Raw genomic sequence first — 22,968 nt, forward strand, 5'->3', positions numbered from 1 at the left:
AAAATCTATCCTTTCAACTTCAATGATTCCTGAAACGCATCAACGATCTTGTCCATGACTTCCGGAATGGACATACGGGAACTGTCAATGACTACTGCATCTTCCGCCTGCTTCAAAGGCGCTATGCTGCGATTCATATCCTGGAAATCCCGTGTACGGATATCCTGCTCAATCTTTTCAATATCCGCATCGATTCCCTTTTCTTTTAATTCAAGGCAACGCCTGTTCGCCCGTTCTTCCACACTGGCTGTCAGATAAACCTTTACATCCGCATTCGGCAGGACATAGGTTCCTATATCCCTTCCATCCATGATCACATCATTATCACGGGCTATATCTCTCTGAAGCTGAAGCAGCTTTTCCCGGACTTTTGGAATGGCCGAACTTTTTGAAGCCATATTGCCGACTTCTTCCCTCCGAAGCTGGCTGGTAACGTTTTCGCCGTTTAAGATAATCTGCTGTTCACCGCCGGAATAGGCAATACGGATCGTCATGTCTGCCAAAAGCCCTTCAATTTTGTCCGTATTCTCCGCTTCCACATGATTCCGAAGCAAATGCAGCGCGATCGCACGATACATCGCCCCCGTATCCACATATAAAAAGCCAAGGCTCCGCGCAGCCGCCCTTGCTATGGTACTTTTTCCGGCACCGGCCGGACCATCTATGGCAATATTAAAGCTCATCTTCCAAAACCTCCAACATACTTTTTGCTGCCAGCCATGCCGTTGACCAGGCAATTTGTAAATTAAATCCACCGGTCAAGGCATCCACATCCAGAATTTCACCGGCAAAATATAAATTTTTAATATTTTTGGATTCCATTGTCTGCGGATTCACCTCTTTGACCCTTATACCACCTCCGGTGATAATTGCCTCATTAAATCCTCTCAAACCCCGGATATGTATCTCCAGATGTTTCAATAAATATCCCAGGTGTATCCGTTCTTCTCTGGATACAAGATTGACCTGCTTATATGGGTCAATGCCTGAAAGATAGATGATCACCGGAATCAGCTTATTCGGAAGAAGTCCAGCCAGACTGTTCCGAAATTGTTTATTTTTATTTTCCTCAAAAATCCGAAGCAGACGTCCATCCACTTGTTCTGCCGTCAAAGCCGGCTTTAAGTCAATTGTCAGAGTCACATCCTCAAAATCCTTCAGCCGTCCGCAATGAGCACTTCCGCTGAGAATCAAAGGCCCGCTCACTCCGAAATGGGTAAACAGCATCTCACCAAAATCTTCATACAGTTTTTTCTTTCCTTTTTTGAGAACGACCGATACATTCCGGAGAGAAAGCCCCATCAGCTCACGGCACCAGTTTTCTTCCGTCTCCATCGGAACCAGAGATGGTCTCGGTGTCACCATCGTATGGCCCACGGTTTCCGCCATCCGGTAACCATCTCCATCAGAGCCTGTCGAGGCATAGGAAAAACCGCCTGTGGCAAGCAGCACAAAGTCTGCGTTCTCTCTGCGTCCGGAAGCATCTGTAACCCCCGTACAGACACCATTTTCAACATCCAAATGCTGAGCCCTGCGATTCAATTCTATGGAAACTCCAAGCTGTCTTAACTTTTTTTCCAATACCCGAATGACATCGGAAGACTTGTCCGATTCGGGAAATACCCGATTCCCACGCTCAGTTTTCAACCGAAGCCCTTCTGACTCAAAAAAAGCCATTAAATCCCGACTGTTAAATTGATAAAAAGCACTGTATAAGAATTTACTATTCGTCATCACATTCCGAAATAATTCTTCTGTCTCACAATCATTCGTCAGATTGCACCGGCCCTTCCCGGTAATAAATAATTTTTTTCCAAGTTTTTCATTCTTTTCCCACAGCGAAACCGATAATCCTCCGGCCGCCGCCATGACAGCCGCAAACATTCCTGCCGCGCCGCCGCCGATCACTATACATTTTTTCATATTTGCTCCTTATAACACGCTTTATTATATCATAATATGAAAAAAAAGAAAACCTGCGGCATTCTGTATTTTCATACAGATTACCGCAGGATTCATTATTTAAGACATAAATACGACAATAGAAATTATCTCTTAATAATCATTGTCTGGCCCTGACCGCCGCCGATACACAGTGTAGCTAAACCAATCTTGTTGTCTCTCTTGATCATTTCATGAATCAATGTTACAAGGATTCTGGCACCGGAATCACCAATCGGATGTCCTAATGCGATAGCGCCGCCGTTAACATTCACTTTATCCATATCAAATTTAAGATCTCTGGCAACAGCGATAGACTGAGCAGCGAAAGCTTCGTTTGCTTCAATCAGATCAATATCATCAATTGTCATATCAGCTTTAGCTAAAGCTTTTGTACAGGAAGCAACTGGTCCTACACCCATGATGCTTGGATCCACACCACCTGTAGCGTAAGAAACGATTTCACATAACCAGTTTAACCCGAGTTCCTGAGCTTTGTCTTTGGACATTACAACTAACGCTGCCGCACCATCATTGATACCGGAAGCATTTGCTGCTGTTACTGTACCACCCTTTTTGAAAGCAGGTTTTAATTTAGCCATCTTTTCGATGGAAGCACCGAATTTTGGATATTCATCTGTATCAAAAACAACCGGATCGCCTTTCTTCTGAGGAATTTCTACAGGAACGATCTCTTCTTTAAATTTTCCAGCTTTGATAGCTGCTTCTGCAAGATTCTGGCTGCGAACTGCAAACGCATCCTGTTCTTCTCTTGTGATTCCCCACTGTTCTGCTACATTTTCAGCGGTGATACCCATATGATACTGATTGAAAGCATCCCACAGACCATCGTTAACCATAGCGTCAACCATTGTAGAATTATTCATTCTTGCGCCCCATCTTGCTGCCGGAAAGACATATGGAGCAGCACTCATGTTTTCAGTACCGCCGGCAACGATAATATCTGCATCGCCAGCTTTGATAGCCTGTGCAGCCATAGCTACAGTTTTCAGACCGGAACCACATACGATATTGATAGTTACTGCTGTTGTTTCTACAGGAAGCCCAGCTTTAATGGATACCTGACGAGCTACGTTCTGACCAAGTCCAGCCTGCAATACGTTACCGTAAACAACTTCTTCTACCAGCTCAGGAGCAATACCAGCTCTTTTAATTGCTTCTTTTACTGTGATTGCGCCTAAATCTGCTGCTGAAACAGATTTTAAAGAGCCTCCAAATGATCCAATAGGTGTTCTGCATGCGCTTACAATTACTACTTCTTTCATAACGTCCTTCTCCTTTTAGTTGTTAGATTTGCATTGTTTGTATCACGCTCTGACGGATCAGAATTGTGATAATTGATTACTTTTTGGAATCAATTAATAACTTTTAGTGTTAATATTTTAACCGATATCCCTCATGTACAACATTATGACATATTTATTAAAAACTGTAAAGTCCAATTTCAATTTTCAGCATATTGTACAATTTCGGATCATTTTTTATGTTTATTTTTGTTCGCATGCAAATTAATCGTAAACTTCTTCTTCTTTCTTTGTTAATAAATTATCTTTTGTCACAGTTTTGATTTTCTGCCCCACACTATTAAAAATACTGAAACTTCCCTGATTTTCCGGCCATTCCTGCCTTTTTTTCAAATATTACAACATATTGTAATTCATCGTAATCGCCAGCACAATATATTGTTCCCCGCATTGACATTCCATTTGTTTTATATTAAAATAAAAAAACAACAAACTTTCAGATATTTACATACAGCAAATACAGGGAGGAAATTACTATGTATCAGGTTATTAAGCGTGACGGAAAAATCGCCGAGTTCGATTTATCCAAAATTAATGTGGCGATCACCCGCGCTTTTGAAGCAAAAGAAGTCAATTATAATCCAAACATTATTGACTTCCTCACATTAAAAGTTACTGCGGATTTTGAACCTAAAATCAAAGCAGATAAAATTCAGGTAGAGGATATTCAGGACAGCGTAGAACAGGTTCTCGTTCAGGCCGGCTACACTGAAGTTGCGAAAGCTTACATCCTTTATCGTAAACAGCGTGAAAAAATCCGAAATATGAAATCTACCATCCTTGATTATAAAGATGTGGTAGACAGCTATGTCAAGGTTACGGACTGGCGTGTTAAAGAGAACTCCACCGTTACCTACTCGGTCGGCGGTCTGATCCTGAGCAATTCCGGCGCCATCACAGCCAACTACTGGTTATCTGAAATTTATGACGAAGAAATCGCCAACGCCCATCGAAATGCCGATATTCATCTTCATGACCTGTCCATGCTGACCGGTTACTGCGCCGGCTGGTCCTTAAAGCAACTCATTCAGGAGGGCCTGGGCGGTGTCAGCGGCAAGATTACTTCCGCTCCTGCAAAACATCTGGCCACCCTCTGTAATCAGATGGTCAATTTTCTTGGAATCATGCAGAACGAATGGGCCGGCGCTCAGGCCTTTTCATCCTTCGACACCTATCTGGCTCCATTTGTCAAAACCGACAATTTAAGCTATGACGCTGTCAAGAAATGTATCGAATCCTTTATTTACGGCGTCAATACGCCAAGCCGTTGGGGAACCCAGTCACCATTCTCCAATATCACCCTCGACTGGGTTGTTCCGGATGATCTGGCCGAACTGAACGCCATCGTCGGCGGCAAGGAGATGGATTTTAAATATAAGGATTGCCAGAAAGAAATGGATATGGTCAATAAAGCATTTATTGAAATCATGATCGAAGGTGATGCCAATGGCCGAGGGTTCCAGTACCCAATCCCGACCTACTCCATCACAAAAGATTTCGACTGGTCCGACACAGAAAATAATCGGCTTCTTTTCGAGATGACCTCCAAATACGGCACACCGTATTTTTCCAATTATATTAACAGTGATATGGCTCCAAGCGACATTCGGAGTATGTGCTGCCGTCTGCGTCTGGATCTGAGAGAATTACGCAAAAAATCCGGTGGTTTCTTCGGAAGCGGTGAAAGTACCGGTTCTGTCGGTGTTGTTACAATTAATATGCCGCGAATCGCTTACCTTTCTTCCAATGAAAAAGAATTCTATAAACGTCTGGATAAGATGATGGACATTGCCGCCCGTTCCCTGAACACAAAGCGTGCCATCATCACCAAACTTTTAAATGAAGGACTCTACCCATACACTCAGAGATATCTCGGCAGTTTTGAAAATCATTTTTCCACCATCGGCCTCCTCGGCATGAATGAAGCCTGTCTCAACGCGAAATGGATCCGTGAAGATCTGACCCACGAAAAGGCTCAATCCTTCACAAAGGATGTGTTAAATCATATGCGCGAACGTCTTTCCGATTATCAGGAACTGTATGGCGATTTATTTAACCTGGAAGCAACACCGGCCGAATCCACAGCCTATCGTCTGGCAAAACATGATCTGGAACAATTCCCGGATATCATCACCGCCAGTGATGACACAGCCATGCCGTATTATACAAACAGCTCCCATCTTCCGGTAGGATACACAGAAGACATCTTTGAAGCCCTGGATATTCAGGATGAGTTACAGACCCTCTACACCTCCGGTACAGTATTTCACGCCTTTCTCGGAGAAAAGCTTCCGGACTGGAAGGCCGCTGCAAATCTGGTGCGGAAAATTGCGGAAAATTATAGATTACCATATTATACGCTATCACCAACCTACTCGGTCTGCAAAGATCATGGATACATCAGCGGCGAACAGTATACCTGTCCGGTCTGCGGCGGTAAAACAGAAGTATACAGCCGTATCACTGGTTACTACCGCCCGGTTCAGAACTGGAATGAGGGAAAGACAAAAGAATTTAAAGACCGTAAGGTTTACAACATTGAAACCTCTGTTCTTAAGCCAAAGGAAATCCATTATAATGAAGCTCAGCCACAGGAAGAAGTTTCTGCTTCCAAAGACCAGATTCTTCTCTTTACGACGGCCACCTGTCCAAACTGTAAGATGGCTGACAGTATGCTGACAAAAGCTCATGTGGATTTTGAAAAAGTCGATGCGGAAGCTCACGCGGAACTGAGCCAGAAATTCAATATCCGCCAGGCGCCGACACTGGTCGTTCTCCACGACGGCAACGTGGAAAAATACGCCAACGCTTCCAATATTAAAAAGTATATTCAGGAACGTTCCTGACTTGACCGACTTTCGAGCCCGGTAACATACAAAAAGCGGAATCAATCTCATTTTTATTGATTCCGCCTTTTTATTTTATACCGGATAAACTTTATTTTCCGTATCGGCTTTTGCCGCATCTATTTTTGTCTTCTGAGCCTCCCGGTATTTGAAAAATTCCGTTGCCACCTGAGGGAATAAGGCATAGGATAAAACGTCCTCATCCTGCTGTTTGTACCCGGCCATTTCTTTTTCCAGGCTTTCCAGCTCATTTGGAATCAAATCTGCCGGACGGCAGGTGATTGGTTCTTCATCTCCGATAGCCTTTTTCTGTACTTCCGGGTTAAACGGTTTCACAGTCTGCCCGTACTCACCCTTCAAAAGCGCCTTGCTTTCCTTCGTGATCATCTTATAACGTTCACCCATAAGAACATTTAAGACCGCCTGGGTTCCCACGATCTGACTGGACGGAGTAACCAGCGGCGGCTCGCCGAAATCTTTACGTACTCTCGGTATTTCCTCCAAAACTTCGTAATATTTATCTTCCGCATGGGCTTCCTTTAACTGGGATACCAGATTGGAAAGCATACCTCCCGGCACCTGATATAAGAGCGTCTTAATATTTACACCGAGTACCTTCGGATTTAAAAGACCACTTTCCAGCGCTTCTTCCCGAATCGGCCGGAAATATTCGGCAATTTCCGATAAAATTCCCTGATCGAGCCCCGTATCATAAGGCGTCCCCTTAAAGGTTTCCACCATCACTTCCGTCGCCGGCTGGCTTGTTCCCAATGCCAACGGGGACATGGCCGTATCGATGACGTCGCATCCCGCTTCCACCGCCTTCATATAAGTCATTGAAGCCACACCACTTGTATAATGGGTATGAAGCTGAATCGGCAGATCTGTGGACTCTTTTAAAGCAGTTACCAACTCTGTTGCCGCATAAGGCACTAAAAGTCCAGCCATATCTTTGATACAAATAGAATTGGCCCCCATATCTTCAATGCGCTTTGCAATATCTTTCCAATACTCCAGTGTATAAGCATCTCCCAGTGTGTAAGAGAGGGCTACCTGGGCATGTCCGCTCTCACGCACCGTCGCCTTTACAGATGTTTCCAGATTCCTCAGGTCATTCAATGCATCAAAAATACGGATAATATCAATGCCGTTAGCAACGGATTTACGGACAAAATAGTCCACCACGTCATCGGCATAATGGCGATATCCAAGAATATTTTGTCCACGGAACAACATCTGGAGTTTTGTATGTTTAAAACCGTCACGGAGTTTTCTGAGCCGTTCCCAAGGGTCTTCTTTTAAGAACCGAAGGGATGCATCAAAGGTGGCGCCGCCCCAACATTCAACAGAATGATAGCCCACCTTATCCATTTTATCAATAATCGGCAGCATCTGCTCTGTCGTCATCCGTGTGGCAAGCAGAGACTGATGTGCATCTCGCAATACAGTTTCGGTAATCTTTACCGGTTTCTTCACTTGTTCTGACATTTTTCTACCTCCTGCACAAAAGACCTGTCATCACATGACACCAAAAATCGCCATAAAAGTACCTGCGGCGACCGCCGTACCAATCACACCAGCCACATTTGGACCCATGGCATGCATCAAAAGGAAATTGGTCGGGTCTTCTTCCGCCCCTACCTTTTGGGATACACGGGCTGCCATAGGCACTGCGGAAACACCGGCCGAGCCGATGAGCGGATTGATCTTGCCTCCGGTGAGCTTGCAGAGAAGCTTGCCGAATAACACACCAGCCGCTGTTCCAATACAAAAAGCAATCAGACCAAGCGCTACGATTCCCAGCGTCTGGAGATTTATGAAAGCTTCTGCACTGGTTGTAGCGCCGACACTTGTTCCAAGAATAATGACAACAATGTACATCAGCGCATTGGATGCGGTTTCTGTAAGCTGCTTCACCACGCCGGATTCTCTGAAAAGATTTCCGAGCATCAGCATACCAACCAACGGCGCTGTCGTCGGCAGAATCAGAACAACAACAATCGTTACAATGATCGGGAAAAGAATCTTTTCCAACTTGGAAACCGGACGAAGCTGTTCCATTTTAATGGCCCGCTCTTTCTTCGTTGTCAGCAGCTTCATGATCGGCGGCTGAATGATCGGTACAAGAGCCATATAGGAATAGGCCGCCACAGCGATCGGTCCCATCAAATCCCCCTGTCCGAGCTTTCCGGCCAGGAAAATTGACGTCGGGCCATCCGCACCGCCGATGATGGAAATCGCCGCCGCTGCTTTATCACTAAAGCCCATTAAAATAGCTGCAATATAAGCAAAGAAAACGCCAAACTGGGCCGCCGCTCCCAGGATAAAACTGATCGGATTGGCGATCAACGGTCCAAAATCCGTCATGGCCCCAACCCCAAGGAAAATCAGAGACGGCAAAATGGCCCATTCATCCAGCAGATAGAAGTAATGTAAAAGCCCTCCGATACCATTGGAGGATTCTTCCACTGTCATCATAATATCCGGATACAGATTGACAAGAAGCATACCAAAAGAAATCGGCAGCAAAAGCAATGGTTCATAGCCCCGGCCTATCGCCAGATAGATAAAAAAGCAGGCCACGAGAATCATAACATAATTGCCCCATGTCAAATTAAAAAAGGCTGTCTGATGGATGAGATTTCCCATCGTTTCTATAACGTAATCCATTTAATAACCTCCTGCCATCCAGACTAATTCAACGATGCCAGCGTATCTCCCGCTTCCACCGCGCTTCCAGCAGCCGCCTGCACACTTGCGACCGTGCCGTCCTGCGGTGCTACGATTTCGTTCTCCATCTTCATCGCTTCAAGAATCATAACGACATCGCCCTTTTTAACTGCCTGTCCGACACTGATCTTTACATCCAGGATCTTTCCCGGCATCGGCGCCGTAATCTTTACAGAGCCTGCCGCCGCGGCCTTCGGAGCTGCTGCCGGTTCTTTTACCGGAGCCGCGCTTTTCGGCGCTGCTGTCGGCGCCGGTGAAGTTCCACCCTTTTCTCCCTGTCCGGTGAATCCCTCTTCCACAGTAACTTCATAAACTTTGCCATTCACTGTAATTGTATAATTTTTCATTCTGTTTTAAATCCTCCCACTATACATTTTTCCATCGATTCGGTGATGCTTTCCGTCGAATCGACCGTACAACCAGCTGATCGGCCGGAACGCCCTCCGAGGCCGCTATCGCCGCCGCAATGACCGCCACCAATTCAAAGTCATCGGTCAAATCCTCCGGTTCTGCCGGTGTTTCCATGACCTGCGGCTCTGCTGGTGTTACCGAAACCCCAACGGTTTCAGCCGGTCTTTTTTTCTGTGCTTTTCCAATAAAGCCCAACAGATAAATAATAATCGAAATAAGAATCAATACAAGAAAGACCGTTCCCATACCCATGACAGTATTCAGTCCGGCTTTCTTCATGATTTCTCCCATGTTTTCACTCCGCGCCTGTCCGCAGGCTGTACAGCCGAATACTGTCACCAGAGTAAACAGGAGCAATGTTATCTTTTTCATCATACCCGTCACCTCATCTAAACGGTTCCATGTTTTTTATCCATGACCGGCTCCCTTTTTGTCGCCAGCATGTCAAAGGCTGCAATCAACCGTTTTCTTGTCGCCGCCGGAAGAATGACCGCGTCCACATAACCTCTTGAAGCCGCACTCTCCGGACTGTTCTGCAATTCATCATAGTCCCCTGTCTTTTCCCGAATAAAGGCTTTTTGATCTTCGGCCTTCCGGATGTCTTCTGAATATATGATCTTTACTGCCGACTCTGCCGCCATCATTCCAATTTTAGCATCCGGCCAGGCATACATCAGATCTGCACCGATATGGCGGCTTCCCATACACAGATAAGCACTTCCATAAGCCTTACCGATAATCACAGAAATCTTCGGTATTGTCGCACTGGCATAGGCGTAAGTCAATTTTGCCGATGCCGCCGCCATTCCCATTTCCTCTGCCTTTGAGGCCTTAAACCCGGCCACATTGACAAGGGTCAGCACCGGAATGGAAAAGGCATCACAAAAACGAATAAAACTTTCTGCTTTTTTTGCTCCGCCAACGGTCAGTACTGGTTCAAAATGTTCGGAGACGCCACCGTCTTCGCCAAGAATCTCCTCCCGGTTTGCCACAGCGCCTACCGTGTTGCCGTTCAGAGTGATAAAGGCTGTTACCATCTCTCTGGCGTATTCTGCCTTTACTTCAAAAAATGTACCATTATCCGATATATCCTGAAGAATATACGCTGTATCCTTTGACATTCCCAGAGCAGGATTTTCCCGATTCAGATCATCGGAAATATCACTCATACAAAAGGCATCTTCTTTATTATTTGACGGCAGAATGGACACAAGCTGACGAATCTTTCCGAGGACTTCCAAATCCGTCTCACAAGCCCCGTCGATATCGCCCATGACTCTGCTGTGAAAATCACTGGAAGCCGTATTGCATATTTCGACACGATTTCCATCTAAGGCATCCGGAGAATTTACAAAAATTTCCCCCTTCCCCGTCACAGCAAAAGTGAAATCCGCCAGAGCCGGCACAAGCGCCATTCCTCCGCCGCAGGTTCCGAATACACCCGTGATCTGAGGAACAATTCCCGAAGCCATGGTCTGCTTATAATAAACCTCTCCAAAAGCATTTAAGGCATCTGTCGCTTCCTGAAGCCGCATCCCGGCGCAATCGATCAATCCAATGACCGGAGCGCCCATCTTTAAGGCCATATCATACATACGCACGATTTTCTTGGCGTGCATCTCACCAACCGAACCGCCCATAACACTGGCATCCTGGCTATAGACATAAGCCAGTTTTCCATCAATCGTCCCATACCCGGTTAAAACGCCATCGGCTGGTGTTTCCTGTTCTGCCATATTAAAATCCGTATTTCTTGCATGGACCATTGAACCAATCTCTACAAAACTGCATTCATCAAGCAATCCCTTAATCCGGTCTCTGGCAGACAGTTGTGTCCCTGTACTCATCTGTTTCCCTCCATTACATCCATTATTTAATTTAATTATTATATGATAGTTCTCCTCGAATTGCAAGTTAAAAGGTCAGCCAGCGTCGAAACATCTCTTCCAGACAAAAACCATAACTCTTTTTATCAACCTCCTCCATCGTACAGATCGGAAAAGATTCCACAATCTTTCCATTAATTTTATAATACACCCATCCGACCTGTGTGCCGGCGGCAATCGGCGCTTCTTTTGACAAATCCTTTACAACACAGACCTCCCCCTTCTCTTCTGTTCCCATCAACATCTCCATTTTATGACAGTCGGCCCGGAGTGCCACTTCCTCCCGACAGCCGCCGGAGACCGTCAATATACCTGCATCCAGTCCATCACTTCCTATCGCCCGTTTTTCATAATTGTCTATCCCATAGTTCATAAGATTCACCGTGTCTTTCCATTTATAGCTCTTATTCGGCGGCCAACCGCTGCCAAGCACCACAGAAATATACAGACGCCCGTCCCGGTTCAGTGCCCCGACAAAACAATAGCCCGCATCTGCGGTAAATCCGGTCTTAATACCAAAAGCTCCATCCATCATTTGTAAAAAAGAATCTTTATTATTCACCTGGTATTGCCTGTTTCCTTCCAGATTTGGAAAACTATGTGAGGCCGTATTAATAATCTTTACAAATGTCTCATTTTTTATAGCCTCTGATGCAATTTTAGCCAATTCGGCCGCCGTCGTGCAATGTCCTTCCGCATCCAGTCCATTTGGTGTGACAAAACGGGTGTGACTGCATCCAAGTTCATCAGCCCGTGCATTCATCATTTCTGCAAAACCTTCCACACTGCCTCCCACATGCTCCGCGATCGCTACGGCCGCATCATTATCCGATTCAAGCATCAGAGCATAAAGAAGATCTTCCAGACGAAAGTGATCTCCGGCAATTGCATCCAGTTGTACATCCGGCATACTTGCCGCATAATCTGATATTTCGACTGTATCTGATAAATTCCCGTTTTCCAAAGCAATCAGACAAGTCATAATCTTCGTTGTACTGGCCATTGCCATCGGCTCATCTTCATTTTTTCCCCATAAAATCCTTCCGGTCTCCCCGTCGGCCAATACTGCAGCCCGTGCGTAAAGTCCCGTCAAAGCTTCCCCATCATCTTCATTTTCCTGTCCATGAACCCACAACGTTCCTGCCAAAACAACAACACAAGACAAAACAAGGGTCAGACAGATTTTCATAAAACGTTCCACCTCATCACCCCAATGCTCATTTCATTTCAATTTATTTCCCGTTCAAAAGTTTTATGCTTGTCCTTGACGTATTCCTTTATCTTCGTTTATAATCCTTAAATACGGCTGAAAATGCCAAATGAATATACCGGTACTGCCGAAAGGAGTCTATCATGATTAAATTAATTGTATCTGATGTGGACGGCACCCTCGTCCCGGAAGGAACCAACGATTTAAATCCCGAAATTTTTACATTGATTCGTCGTCTGAAATCCCAGGGTATCTACTTTGCCGTTGCCAGCGGCCGCCACAAATGCAGTATTGAAAAAATGTTTGCCCCGGTCAAAGAGGACATTTTCTATATTACCAGCAATGGCGCCTATACCGGCACCTGTCATGAATGCCTTGCAGTCTCTGGGCTGCCGAAGGAAGTCTGTCAGAAATTATTCCGGGATTTTAAAGCATTGGGTGATTTCCCGTATATAGCTGAATCAATTGACGCCGCTTATACAGCCTGTCCTGACCCGGAATTCACCCGGATACTCACTGAAGATTACGGATATCAGATGACCCAATGTACATCTGCGGAGGGTTTTGGCAATGACATCATCAAATTTTCCCTTTATCATCCTGAAAATGTTTTAAATTTTAACGGAGAATTGTTAAAAAAATGGAATGAAATCTGTAAATGCTCTATCTCCGGCACTCATTGGATTGACTTTATTCCTATGGATGCAAATAAGGGAAACGCTCTCGCTCGCCTTCAGGAACGTCTCGGCATTACTATCCAGGAAACCATCGCCTTTGGCGACCAGGCCAATGACATCGAAATGCTGAAACAAGCCTATTATAGCCATGCCATGGCAAATGCCGGCTGTACGGTCAAAAATGCGGCCCGTTTTACCTGTGATTCTGCAGAAAATAACGGAGTACTGAAAGTTTTGAACAGCTTCTTTCCCAATAATTGAGTATTAAAAAACCTGGCAGAATGATTTTACACATCTGCCAGGTTTTAATATACCTATCAGGAATCCTCTTCAATTCCCAATTCAATCTCTTCTTCAGCTTCCATTTTAAATTCTTCAACTTTTTCCGGGTCCGGTACGGGTAAATCTTCCGGTGAGCGCACACCAAAGGTACGCAAAAATTCTTCCGTTGTTCCAAATAGAATGGGTTTCCCTGGTGCATCCAACCGGCCGGCCTCACAGACCAGATTATATTCTACAAGCCGATTGATCGCATGATCCGAATTTACTCCCCGGATTTTTTCAATTTCAGCACGTGTGACCGGCTGCTTATAAGCAATAATCGAAAGTGTTTCCAGAGCCACATCCGTCAATGTATGTTTTTTCGGCCGATGAGTCATCCTGATCAGATAATCATACATCGATGGTTTCGTACACATCTGAAAGGCATCCTCCAGCTCGATGATCTGCACGCCCCGGTCATCTTCATCATAACGTGTCATCATATTCCGTATCAGACTGCGCGCATCTTCCACATCAATTTCCAGCACCTGGGCAATATCTGCTACCGGTATCGCCTCACCCATTGCAAAAAGCAGAGCTTCCACAGCTGCCTCCATGGCTTTTATTTCCATAAATTACGCTCCTTCAAAACTTATTTCCTCCGGCACAGTTCCCTGACCGGTCATTTCTATCTCAATGTCTCCAAAAAGCTCATCCTGGGAAATTCGAATCACACCGCCCTTCATTAATTCCAAAACAGCCAGAAAAGAAACGATGACATAATTTTTGCTCTGTCCCTTCGACAAAAGCTCCCGAAAACTGAATCTGGAACATTTTTTTCCGTAAGCCAGAATATAGTCTATCCGGTCGGACAGACTGACCTCCTCCTGTTCGATACGCCCATAACGGCTCCGTATCGGATCCATCTTATCCTCCTGACGTTTCAGTACGTCCAGGAAAATCTGATGGAGTTTTTGAAAATCCATGTTTCCTACCAACGCATCCAGATCCACTGGCGGTTCTTCATAGACCATATCCTCCGGCAGGGTGGTTCCCTTAAACATTGCTTTCGATGCATCCACCTGGCGGTCTTTCAGTTCCATCGCCATATATTTGTACATTTTATGCTCTAAAAGACGTTCCACCAGTTCTTCTCTTGGGTCTTCGGCCATCTCCTCTTCCTCCGATTCTGACGGAAGCAGCATTTTTGACTTGATGCGAAGAAGGGTGGCTGCCATAACAAGAAACTCACTCATTATCTCCATATCCTGAGCCTGCATCTGCCGGATATATTCCAGATATTGGTCCGTGATCAATGAAATGGGAATGTCATATATATCAATCTTATTTATATCAATCAGGTGCAGCAACAAATCTAAAGGACCTTCAAACACCTGAAGCTTTACCGCAAGCGCCATAATACCTCCTATGCGAACCCCAAAAACTGCTCCAGGCTGCTCATTCCCTGAACGGCCAGAGATGAAATAACTCCGAGAACAATACAAATAATCAATAAACCTTTAATCAGCGTATCATTTTTCATTAACGGAATCAGTTTCGACGGGGATATGGCAATAATAAGAAGAAAAATATCCGATGAAATCATAGGAAACAGATTAACGATCAGGAGCACAAAAACAGCATAGACAAAATACCAGCTTGTCTGAACAAGAAACACCATCACCTCACCCCGGGGATTCAACCCCAAAGCTATGGGAATGTGGGGAAGCACCAGATGATAAAAGGCATAACCCGCCATAAGCATGACTCCCAGAGATAAAAAGCCGGTAAGACCAATGGCCACATTTGTATCCTTCTCTTTCAGCCGATACGGATAAGGGCGGCTGCAGCCTGCATGACATATAAGAAAAAGGATCCAGCCCACTGGGTCCACATATTGATGTAATTTAAAAATCCGGTATCTGTCTTCCGCCTGGCAATGACGCCCCGTCAATACATAAACGACAGATTTTGGCAGCTCATGCAGAACCATCGCCAATGACGATGCAAAAAGAATGGCTCCGATTTCAATAATATATTCCATATAACTCATTTCCTCATTATTTAAACTCATTTTATTGTACATATTTTCTATTTATAATGCAAGCTTTTATTTTGACAATCAAAAATCATTGTATTATAATAAAATATCAAAGAAATTCTTACCATATAAGGAGACATACAATGAGTTTTAAATTCAAGAAAAAATTACCTGTTCCAAAAGAAATCAAAGAGCTATATCCGGTAAGTTCTGCCCTCGCGGCCCAAAAAAAGGAACTGGATCAGCAGATTATTGATGTCATCACCGGAAAATCTGACAAATTTCTGGCCATTATCGGACCATGCTCCGCAGATAATGAAGCATCGGTCTGCGAATATATTGAACGCTTAGTAAAAGTTCAGGAGAAAATTAAAGATAAGGTGATCATCGTTCCGCGCATTTATACGAATAAACCACGGACCACCGGCGAAGGCTATAAAGGTATGCTCCATCAGCCGGACCCGGAAAAAGCGCCGGATCTTCTCCAGGGTATCATCGCTATCCGTAAGCTGCACATGCATGCACTGGAGACTTATGGTATGCCGATCGCCGATGAGATGCTTTACCCGGAAAACTACTGGTATCTGGCAGATATTCTGTCCTATGTCGCTATTGGTGCCCGTTCTGTTGAAGATCAACAACATCGTCTTGTCACCAGCGGTTTCGACGTACCGGCCGGTATGAAAAATCCTACCAGCGGAGATTTCTCCGTTATGTTAAATTCTGTCGTGGCCGCCCAGGCTGCCCACAACTTTATTTATCGCGGTTGGGATGTGAATACGGAAGGCAACCCATATGCCCACACAATTCTCCGAGGCTCAACAAACAAATATGGACGTTCCCGCCCGAATTACCATTATGAAGATCTGATGAAACTTCTTGACATGTACGGTGAGCGGAGTCTGAAATTCCCGGCGGCTATTGTGGACGCTAATCATGCCAATTCGGACAAGCAGTTTAAAGAGCAGATTCGTATCGTCAAAGAAGTGCTGCACAGCCGATCTCTTTCCAACGACATTCGAAATCTTGTAAAGGGTGTCATGATCGAAAGCTATCTGGTCGAAGGCAATCAGAAAATCGGGTGCCAGCCTCACGTTTACGGCCAGTCTATTACCGACCCATGTCTCGGATGGGAAGATTCTGAAAATCTTTTATATGAAATTGCCGAAAGATGCTGATATAAATAACTCAAGCGGAACCAATCCAAATCCATTGGTTCCGCTTTTTAAATTCCTGAATAAACTTTTAAGCCCTTGGATGAGCTTTCGAATAAACCTCTTTGATCCGTCGGTTATTCATCCGGGCATAAATCTGAGTTGTCGATATATCCGAATGTCCCAGCATCTCCTGAACCGAACGCAGATCCGCACCGTTTGCCACCAGATGGGCAGCGAAAGAATGGCGCAGTGTGTGCGGTGTAATATCTGTCTGTATGCCTGCATTTTTAGCATACTTCTTCAGTAATTTCCAGAAGCCCTGGCGGCTCATCGGCGTCCCGTTGCAGTTTGTAAAAAGTATCTTTTCTTCCTCACTGTCAACCATGGCCGGCCGTGCTTCACGTATATAAACCTTCAAAACATTTTTTGCCATATTTCCAAAAGGAACGATGCGTTCCCGGTTCACGTCCTGACAGTGGATATAAGACGCACCAAGATTCACATCTGACAACTTCAGAGAAATCAGTTCACTGACACGAATGCCTGTGGCATAGAGCAGCTCCAACATAGCCCGATCCCGGATGCCTTTGTTTGTCTTCATAGACGGCTGACTCAAAAGCAGGTCCACCTCTTTTGGCGTCAATATCTCCGGCATCTTCTTTTCAATCTTCGGTGCCTTTAACTGAAGTGTCGGATCAATTCCAATATAGCCTGCGCGGCAAAGGTATCCGAAATAAGCTTTCAGCGTGGCAACATTCCGGGAAATCGTCGATGTGGCGAATTTTTCCTTCTCCATATAAATTATATAGGAATTCAAATTCGTCGGATTGACTTTCAGTATATCTGTAACCCCCTGAGTCTCCATAAATTTATTAAATTTTACCAAATCACGTCGATAAGAAACGACCGTATTCATCGAAGACTTTTTAACCTCTGTCAGATAGGTCACAAATTCATCTATCATCTCGTACATACCGCCACCCTCATTTGTATTATAACTAACCTAATTATAATCATAATTGTTCAGAAAATCAAATACATTTTTTACGAAAATATTACGCAAATTCTCATTTTTGTAACAAAATACAATATACGGTTTGTTTACATAGTATCTGCCCAATATCTTGTTTTTTGTCAGAAAAAATTTTTTAAAACAATTTTTAAAATCACAGGGTTTATATAGCTTTCCAAACCACAACCAAGGATTATTATGCTGAAAATCACCACTGAGCGCCTCAAACTGGCCGGAAAAGCCCTGTCCATTTGGGATGAAACTTCTTTCAAAATCAGGATCATCAACGGAATATAAATGAAATATTGTGGACATAAGTAGGCCAGCATGCACACAATTCCCCGAAGCCCATATCGAAAACTGAGCAGCGACAGTGTATAGCCAAAGGAAACACTCATCAGAAAAACGGACGGATAGAGAATATAATAATTGCCTGTCAGACGAATACAGGCCATTAGAATCAGAGCAATACCAAGTCGGTAAAAACAGATTCTGATAAACACGCCCAAAGAAGGCTCCATCTGCCCCTGTAAAAGCCGATGATATTGTTCCACCTGCTCTGTCAGGGCTGTCCCCCAGAATTCCATGGTCACATTCAAAAGCAAGGTTCCCAGAACCACTCCACATAAAATGATCAGTGCCCATAGTCTCGCTCTATATCTGTCTCTGAAAATAAAATCATCTCCCGACCTGTTCTTTTATTGATTATATGAACCGGTCGGGAGAGATATGCCTGAAAAGATCATTTGCAATACTTTTGATAATACGTCATGAGACCGCAGATTGTCTTACTGTCCTGAATCTTTCCATCGTATATCATCTGAATTAATTCTTCTATTGGGTAAGTATATACATCCAGGAACTCATCTTCATCCAAATGCTGTTTGGTAGGTTTTAAATCAGTTGCCACATAAATAGAAATCTTCTCATCACAAAAAGCTACAGTTGTAAAAATATCGACCAGATGCTCCATCTTTCCGGCCACATGACCGGTTTCTTCCTCCAACTCCCGACGGGCACAGTCTTCCGGCGGTTCTTCTCTGAAATTTAATGCGCCGGCCGGCAGCTCCAGCGTCACTCGTTCCAATGGATTCCGGTACTGACGGACCATAAAAAGCTTTCCATCATCGCTTACGGCCACCACAGCCGCTGCTCCCTTATGAGAAATCAAATCCCAATCCACCTCATGACCATTTGGCATCCGCATTGTATCCTTATAAAAATCCACGATAACACCGCGATGCATCAGTTCTCTGCGAATCCGTTTACATTCTTCCATAAAATTTTCCACCTTTCTACATCCGCTGACATTTATCAAATACCGCCGATGCCGCTTCGATCACTGCGCTCCGCAATCCTCTGGCTTCAAGCACGGCAACACCTTCAATGGTCGTTCCCCCCGGCGAGCAGACATTATCCTTTAATTTACCCGGATGCTCTCCTGTCTCAAGTACCATTTTTGCCGAACCAAGCACCGACTGAGCCGCAAAAGTATAGGCTTTATCCCTCGGCATACCATATTTTACTGCACTGTCTGCCAATGCTTCAATAAACATATAAACAAAGGCAGGGGAACTTCCGCTGGCCACGGTCACCGCATTAATCAAATTTTCAGGAACAACCTCCATCTTTCCAAAAGATGAAAAGAAGTTCTGTATCATCTGCCGCTCTTCGTCACTGTAAACGTCCTCTGAGAAGCAGACGCCGCTCATGCCTTCACCCACCATCGCCGGTGTATTCGGCATTGCCCGCACGACCCGGACATTATCACCAAGTCCTTTCTTTACCTGAGCAATGGAATAGCTCGGTGCGATGGATATAACGATCTGTTCCTCCCGGATTTTTCCTGTCAACGCTTTCAGAATCTCCGGATATACCTGGGGCTTAATTGCCAGCACCAGATACTTTACATTTTTTGCACAGGAGACAACGTCCATCACATAGCTTACGCCTGTTTTTTCGCTGACAGCCTGACAGTCTTTCTCCAAAAGAGCCGTAAATACAAGTTCCTCCGGCTTAAATACATTCAAACAGCCTTTCATCATGGCCTGCCCCATATTACCCATTCCTATAAAACCTAACGTCTTCATATCTGTCCTCCCTGTAAAATAACATAAAAGGACACTTGAAAATTTCAAATGCCCTTTTGCCCTGTCCATAACCGATTTTCAGATTATTCATCCCAGTTATGATATACGTTCTGTACATCATCATCATCATCCAGCATGTCTAAAATACGATTCATCTTTTTTATATCCTCTTCACTGGATAAAGTTCCCCATGTCTGCGGAATCATGGTCACTTCTGCAGAAGCCATCGGAATGCCTTCTTTTTCGAGATTCTCACGCACGGTGCTGAAATCCTCCGGCGCTGTTGTAATCTCAAAGCTGTCCTCTTCATCGGCAAAATCTTCCGCACCTGCATCCAGAGCGATCATCATCAGATCGTCCGCATCCATGTCACACTCTTCTTTATCTACGATAATTAAACCTTTTTTATCAAACATAAAGGAAACGCATCCCATCGTGCCAACAGAACCGCCGCCTTTTGTAAAGGCGTTACGGACATTGGAAGCCGTACGGTTCCGGTTATCCGTTAATGTCTCAACAATAATAGCAATACCGCCTGGTCCATAACCTTCGTATGTAACATTCTCATAGTTTACGGCGCCATCATCACCAGCTGCACGTTTAATTCCACGCTCAATGGTATCATTTGGCATATTATTCGCTTTTGCTTTTGCAATAACATCACGAAGACGGCTGTTGTTTGCAGGATCTGCACCGCCTTCTTTAACAGCTACAGCAATTTCACGTCCGATAATTGTAAAAATCTTGCCCTTCGCGGCATCGTTCTTTTCTTTTTTATGTTTTATGTTGGCGAACTTTGAATGTCCTGACATAATAACACTCCTTATCTTTGATTAATTCATTTCTAACTTTAATATTCTATCATCCATTTAGGATTCTTGCAAGGTCTTGTTTGGTAATGGTGTTACTTTTACGAGTTGTATCGTGTTGTCGGCCACACCCATTACCTCAAAATGGTATCCCCTGTAAGATACGCTGACTTTCTCATCCTCTGAAGGGATATGTTCCAACCGGGATATAAGAAAACCATTCAGTGTTTCGAAATCATCATCAAATTCAATATGCAGCGCTTCCTCCACATCCGAAAGCTCTGTCAGACCTTTTATTAAATATGTATGGTCGTCCATCTCCTGGATAAAATGTTCATCCACATCGTATTCGTCCAGAATATTTCCGACAATTTCCTCCAAAATATCTTCCATGGAAATCACTCCTGCCGTCTGGCCATACTCATCAATGACAACCGCCAGATGAACCGATTTGTTTTTCATTTCACGGAACAGGTGACTGATATTCTGTGTTTCAGGAACATAATAGGGCTGACGCATTATTTCCCGTACCGGCTTTCCCTCCGGACAAGCCAGCAGAGATTTCAAAACATCTTTGATATGTAAAATACCTACAATGTTATCCACATCATTTTCATAGACCGGATATCTCGAATACCGGTCATCCGCCATACTGACCGCAATATCCCGTAACTGCATACACACATCAAATGCCGAAATATTTCTGCGGTGTGTCATGACTTCTGAGGCTACCTTATCATCAAATTCCATAATATTGCTGATCATTTTAGCTTCCTGAGCATCGATTGCCCCCTGCTCATGCCCCTCGCTGACCATCTGTATGATTTCCTCTTCCATCTTCTCTTCCTGTTTTTCATCATCCGAATCACTTCTGAACCATTTTCCAAAAGTTTTTCTCCAGGGATTTCCCTCATCCATACCTTCATCTTCTCCTTTGCTGTACACTAATCTATAATTCCAGACTTATACTCAGCGCCTTATCGACTTTTTTCAAAATCTCCACATCCAAATGGCAGACCTTTTCTTTTAAACGTTTTTTATCTATGGTCCGTACCTGCTCCAGCAGAACGACCGAATCCTTCACCAGCTGGTACCTGGACGCATCCAGCTCCACATGGGTTGGAAGTTTTGCCTTATTCATTCGTGAAGTAATCGCCGCACAGATGACGGTCGGACTGTGCTTATTTCCGGTATCATTCTGAATGATCAATACCGGACGTACGCCGCCCTGCTCCGAACCGACAACCGGTCTTAAATCGGCATAAAATATATCTCCGCGCTTAATAACCACACATTTCACACTCCTGATAAATCTCTAAGATGAATTATTCCCATTTATCTTAAGTATATTCATCAGGGGCTCCAGGTTCCTGCCCGATTCGCCGTCTAACACAAATAATTGACGACGCTCACCGGCTTCCCATTTTTAATATATACTCTCGGTACCCGTCTGGACACATCACAGACGAACTCATAATTAAACGATCCGGCCATTTCCGAAATTTCTTCAACAGACAGGATTTCTTCGCCGTCCTGTCCGATCAATGTCACCACATCTCCCACAGAAACCTGCGGCATGTCCGTCACATCCACCATGAACTGATCCATGCACACCCTGCCGATGATCGGCACCCTGCGGCCATGGAGCAACACAGACGCTCTGTTGGAAAGACTCCTCGGATAACCATCCGCATAGCCTACTGGAACGGTAGCGATCCGCGTCGGACGTCCCGTTACATAGGTTGCTCCATATCCGACAGTGACCCCTTCCGGCACTTCCTTTACATGCACTATATGACTGTAAAGTGACATGACCGGTTTCAGCGGCAATCTCTTTTCTTCCATCTCATTGGATGGATAAAGCCCGTACAAAATAATTCCGGCCCGGACCAGATTCATATGTTCCGACGGCAGCTCCATGATCGAGGCACTGTTGGAACAGTGAAAAATCTCCACAGGGATTTCTCGCTGCCGAACGCCGTCAATCATCTGATGAAACTTTTCAATCTGATGTCCCACATGGGTCTTATCCCTCATATCCGCACAGGCAAAATGCGTAAACATTCCCTGAATCCGAAGATGCCTGAGTTCATGAATTTTTTCAATCTCATCCAGACTTTCTTCCCCCGGAAGGAAACCGATACGGCTCATCCCCGTATCGATTTTTATATGTATATTGGCAACCTTACCCGCCTTTGCCGCCGCCGCATCAAAAGCCTTTGCCATATCAAGGCTGTAAATCGTCGGTGTGATCTCCCACTGCACCATATCCGGATACTGTGCTTCGCAAGTATATCCAAGTACCAGTATCGGCTGCTCAATACCATCGCGGCGCAGTTCAATACCTTCATCCACTGTGGCAACAGCGAACCAGTCAAATCCCATACGATCCAACTCATGGGCAAAGACCTTTGCACCATGGCCATAGGCATTGGCCTTAATGACACCCATCAGCATCGCTGATTCCGCCTTACACCGCTTAATCCCTTCCACATTATATTTTAAAGCATCCAAATCTATCCCGGCATATATCCGGTAAATACTGCCCATTTCACTCTTGTTCAATTTAATT

General features: G+C 44.7%; 24 protein-coding genes. 3 read left to right on the forward strand and 21 right to left on the reverse strand.

All coding sequences use genetic code 11. The features are described 5' to 3' along the window. Positions 1–5: 5 nt before the first annotated feature. The 4 genes from cmk to EV212_RS13790 all read right to left on the reverse strand — a co-directional run bounded on the left by cmk (position 6) and on the right by EV212_RS13790 (position 3,599). Complete coding sequence (cmk, locus tag EV212_RS01055; RefSeq protein ID WP_132087540.1) at positions 6–683, reverse strand: (d)CMP kinase; 678 nt, start codon at positions 681–683, stop codon at positions 6–8. Further along, positions 673–1,923 carry a BaiN/RdsA family NAD(P)/FAD-dependent oxidoreductase gene (locus EV212_RS01060; protein ID WP_132087543.1) on the reverse strand — a complete coding sequence of 417 codons (1,251 nt, stop codon included), beginning with the start codon at positions 1,921–1,923 and terminating at the stop codon, positions 673–675. Before EV212_RS01060 ends, cmk begins: the two co-directional genes overlap by 11 nt. Positions 1,924–2,048: 125 nt before the next feature. Beyond that, complete coding sequence (locus EV212_RS01065; protein ID WP_132087546.1) at positions 2,049–3,227, reverse strand: acetyl-CoA C-acetyltransferase; 1,179 nt, start codon at positions 3,225–3,227, stop codon at positions 2,049–2,051. Between the two features lie 243 nt (positions 3,228–3,470). After that, positions 3,471–3,599 carry a hypothetical protein gene (locus EV212_RS13790; protein WP_257591924.1) on the reverse strand — a complete coding sequence of 43 codons (129 nt, stop codon included), beginning with the start codon at positions 3,597–3,599 and terminating at the stop codon, positions 3,471–3,473. A gap of 143 nt (positions 3,600–3,742) precedes the next feature. On the opposite strand from EV212_RS13790, the gene EV212_RS01070 reads away from it, so the two are divergent. Further along, positions 3,743–6,112 (forward strand): ribonucleoside triphosphate reductase, encoded by a 2,370-nt coding sequence (locus EV212_RS01070; RefSeq protein ID WP_132087549.1) that lies wholly within the window; start codon positions 3,743–3,745, stop codon positions 6,110–6,112. Positions 6,113–6,187: 75 nt separating this feature from the next. Here the strand turns inward: EV212_RS01070 and EV212_RS01075 are convergent, their stop codons facing one another. The 6 genes from EV212_RS01075 to EV212_RS01100 all read right to left on the reverse strand — a co-directional run bounded on the left by EV212_RS01075 (position 6,188) and on the right by EV212_RS01100 (position 12,328). Next, the gene (locus EV212_RS01075; protein WP_132087552.1) at positions 6,188–7,600 is read right to left on the reverse strand and encodes an oxaloacetate decarboxylase subunit alpha; all 1,413 of its coding nucleotides are present in this window, start codon (positions 7,598–7,600) and stop codon (positions 6,188–6,190) included. A gap of 30 nt (positions 7,601–7,630) precedes the next feature. Then, a complete protein-coding gene (locus EV212_RS01080) occupies positions 7,631–8,782 on the reverse strand; it encodes a sodium ion-translocating decarboxylase subunit beta (RefSeq protein ID WP_132087555.1) in 1,152 nt (383 codons plus the stop codon). Between the two features lie 23 nt (positions 8,783–8,805). After that, positions 8,806–9,189 carry a biotin/lipoyl-containing protein gene (locus tag EV212_RS01085; protein WP_132087558.1) on the reverse strand — a complete coding sequence of 128 codons (384 nt, stop codon included), beginning with the start codon at positions 9,187–9,189 and terminating at the stop codon, positions 8,806–8,808. 19 nt (positions 9,190–9,208) lie between these two features. Beyond that, entirely contained in the window at positions 9,209–9,628 is a 420-nt protein-coding gene (locus EV212_RS01090; protein WP_132087561.1) for an OadG family protein, read from the reverse strand. Between the two features lie 14 nt (positions 9,629–9,642). After that, positions 9,643–11,100 carry an acyl-CoA carboxylase subunit beta gene (locus EV212_RS01095; protein ID WP_132087564.1) on the reverse strand — a complete coding sequence of 486 codons (1,458 nt, stop codon included), beginning with the start codon at positions 11,098–11,100 and terminating at the stop codon, positions 9,643–9,645. Between the two features lie 67 nt (positions 11,101–11,167). Further along, entirely contained in the window at positions 11,168–12,328 is a 1,161-nt protein-coding gene (locus tag EV212_RS01100; protein WP_132087567.1) for a D-alanyl-D-alanine carboxypeptidase family protein, read from the reverse strand. 164 nt (positions 12,329–12,492) lie between these two features. Here EV212_RS01100 and EV212_RS01105 point away from each other — a divergent pair, with 164 nt between their 5' ends. Further along, positions 12,493–13,287, forward strand: a complete 795-nt coding sequence (locus tag EV212_RS01105; RefSeq protein WP_132087570.1) for an HAD family hydrolase — start codon at positions 12,493–12,495, stop codon at positions 13,285–13,287. A 56-nt stretch (positions 13,288–13,343) separates the two neighbouring features. On the opposite strand, the gene scpB is transcribed toward EV212_RS01105, so the two are convergent. Genes scpB through EV212_RS01120 form a run of 3 tightly spaced genes read right to left on the reverse strand, consistent with a single transcriptional unit; the run spans position 13,344 to position 15,361 of the window. After that, entirely contained in the window at positions 13,344–13,919 is a 576-nt protein-coding gene (scpB, locus tag EV212_RS01110) for an SMC-Scp complex subunit ScpB (protein WP_132087573.1), read from the reverse strand. 3 nt (positions 13,920–13,922) lie between these two features. Continuing rightward, positions 13,923–14,705 carry a segregation and condensation protein A gene (locus EV212_RS01115; RefSeq protein ID WP_132087577.1) on the reverse strand — a complete coding sequence of 261 codons (783 nt, stop codon included), beginning with the start codon at positions 14,703–14,705 and terminating at the stop codon, positions 13,923–13,925. A gap of 8 nt (positions 14,706–14,713) precedes the next feature. Next, complete coding sequence (locus EV212_RS01120) at positions 14,714–15,361, reverse strand: hypothetical protein (protein ID WP_132087580.1); 648 nt, start codon at positions 15,359–15,361, stop codon at positions 14,714–14,716. A gap of 110 nt (positions 15,362–15,471) precedes the next feature. Between EV212_RS01120 and EV212_RS01125 the strand changes: the two genes are divergently transcribed. After that, on the forward strand, positions 15,472–16,506 hold the full coding sequence (locus EV212_RS01125; RefSeq protein ID WP_132087583.1) for a 3-deoxy-7-phosphoheptulonate synthase: 1,035 nt from the start codon (positions 15,472–15,474) through the stop codon (positions 16,504–16,506). 67 nt (positions 16,507–16,573) lie between these two features. Here EV212_RS01125 and xerD read toward each other — a convergent pair whose 3' ends face one another. The 8 genes from xerD to alr all read right to left on the reverse strand — a co-directional run bounded on the left by xerD (position 16,574) and on the right by alr (position 22,961). Beyond that, positions 16,574–17,458 (reverse strand): site-specific tyrosine recombinase XerD, encoded by an 885-nt coding sequence (gene xerD, locus EV212_RS01130; RefSeq protein ID WP_132087586.1) that lies wholly within the window; start codon positions 17,456–17,458, stop codon positions 16,574–16,576. Positions 17,459–17,619: 161 nt separating this feature from the next. Next, on the reverse strand, positions 17,620–18,117 hold the full coding sequence (locus EV212_RS01135) for a hypothetical protein (RefSeq protein WP_132087589.1): 498 nt from the start codon (positions 18,115–18,117) through the stop codon (positions 17,620–17,622). 122 nt (positions 18,118–18,239) lie between these two features. Then, positions 18,240–18,776, reverse strand: coding sequence for an NUDIX hydrolase (locus EV212_RS01140; protein ID WP_132087592.1), 537 nt, complete (start codon positions 18,774–18,776; stop codon positions 18,240–18,242). Between the two features lie 16 nt (positions 18,777–18,792). Beyond that, complete coding sequence (gene proC / locus EV212_RS01145) at positions 18,793–19,587, reverse strand: pyrroline-5-carboxylate reductase (RefSeq protein WP_132087595.1); 795 nt, start codon at positions 19,585–19,587, stop codon at positions 18,793–18,795. 83 nt (positions 19,588–19,670) lie between these two features. Further along, the gene (locus tag EV212_RS01150) at positions 19,671–20,399 is read right to left on the reverse strand and encodes a YebC/PmpR family DNA-binding transcriptional regulator (protein WP_132087598.1); all 729 of its coding nucleotides are present in this window, start codon (positions 20,397–20,399) and stop codon (positions 19,671–19,673) included. 57 nt (positions 20,400–20,456) lie between these two features. Beyond that, entirely contained in the window at positions 20,457–21,314 is an 858-nt protein-coding gene (locus tag EV212_RS01155) for a hemolysin family protein (protein ID WP_132087601.1), read from the reverse strand. A 31-nt stretch (positions 21,315–21,345) separates the two neighbouring features. Further along, positions 21,346–21,687 (reverse strand): type II toxin-antitoxin system PemK/MazF family toxin, encoded by a 342-nt coding sequence (locus tag EV212_RS01160; RefSeq protein WP_132087604.1) that lies wholly within the window; start codon positions 21,685–21,687, stop codon positions 21,346–21,348. 95 nt (positions 21,688–21,782) lie between these two features. Next, positions 21,783–22,961: an alanine racemase gene (alr, locus tag EV212_RS01165; protein ID WP_306812187.1), complete on the reverse strand. Its 1,179-nt coding sequence runs from the start codon at positions 22,959–22,961 to the stop codon at positions 21,783–21,785. Positions 22,962–22,968 lie beyond the last annotated feature (7 nt).

The organism is Frisingicoccus caecimuris, assembly GCF_004340975.1.
In the GTDB taxonomy this organism is placed as follows: Bacteria; Bacillota; Clostridia; order Lachnospirales; family Lachnospiraceae; genus Frisingicoccus; species Frisingicoccus caecimuris.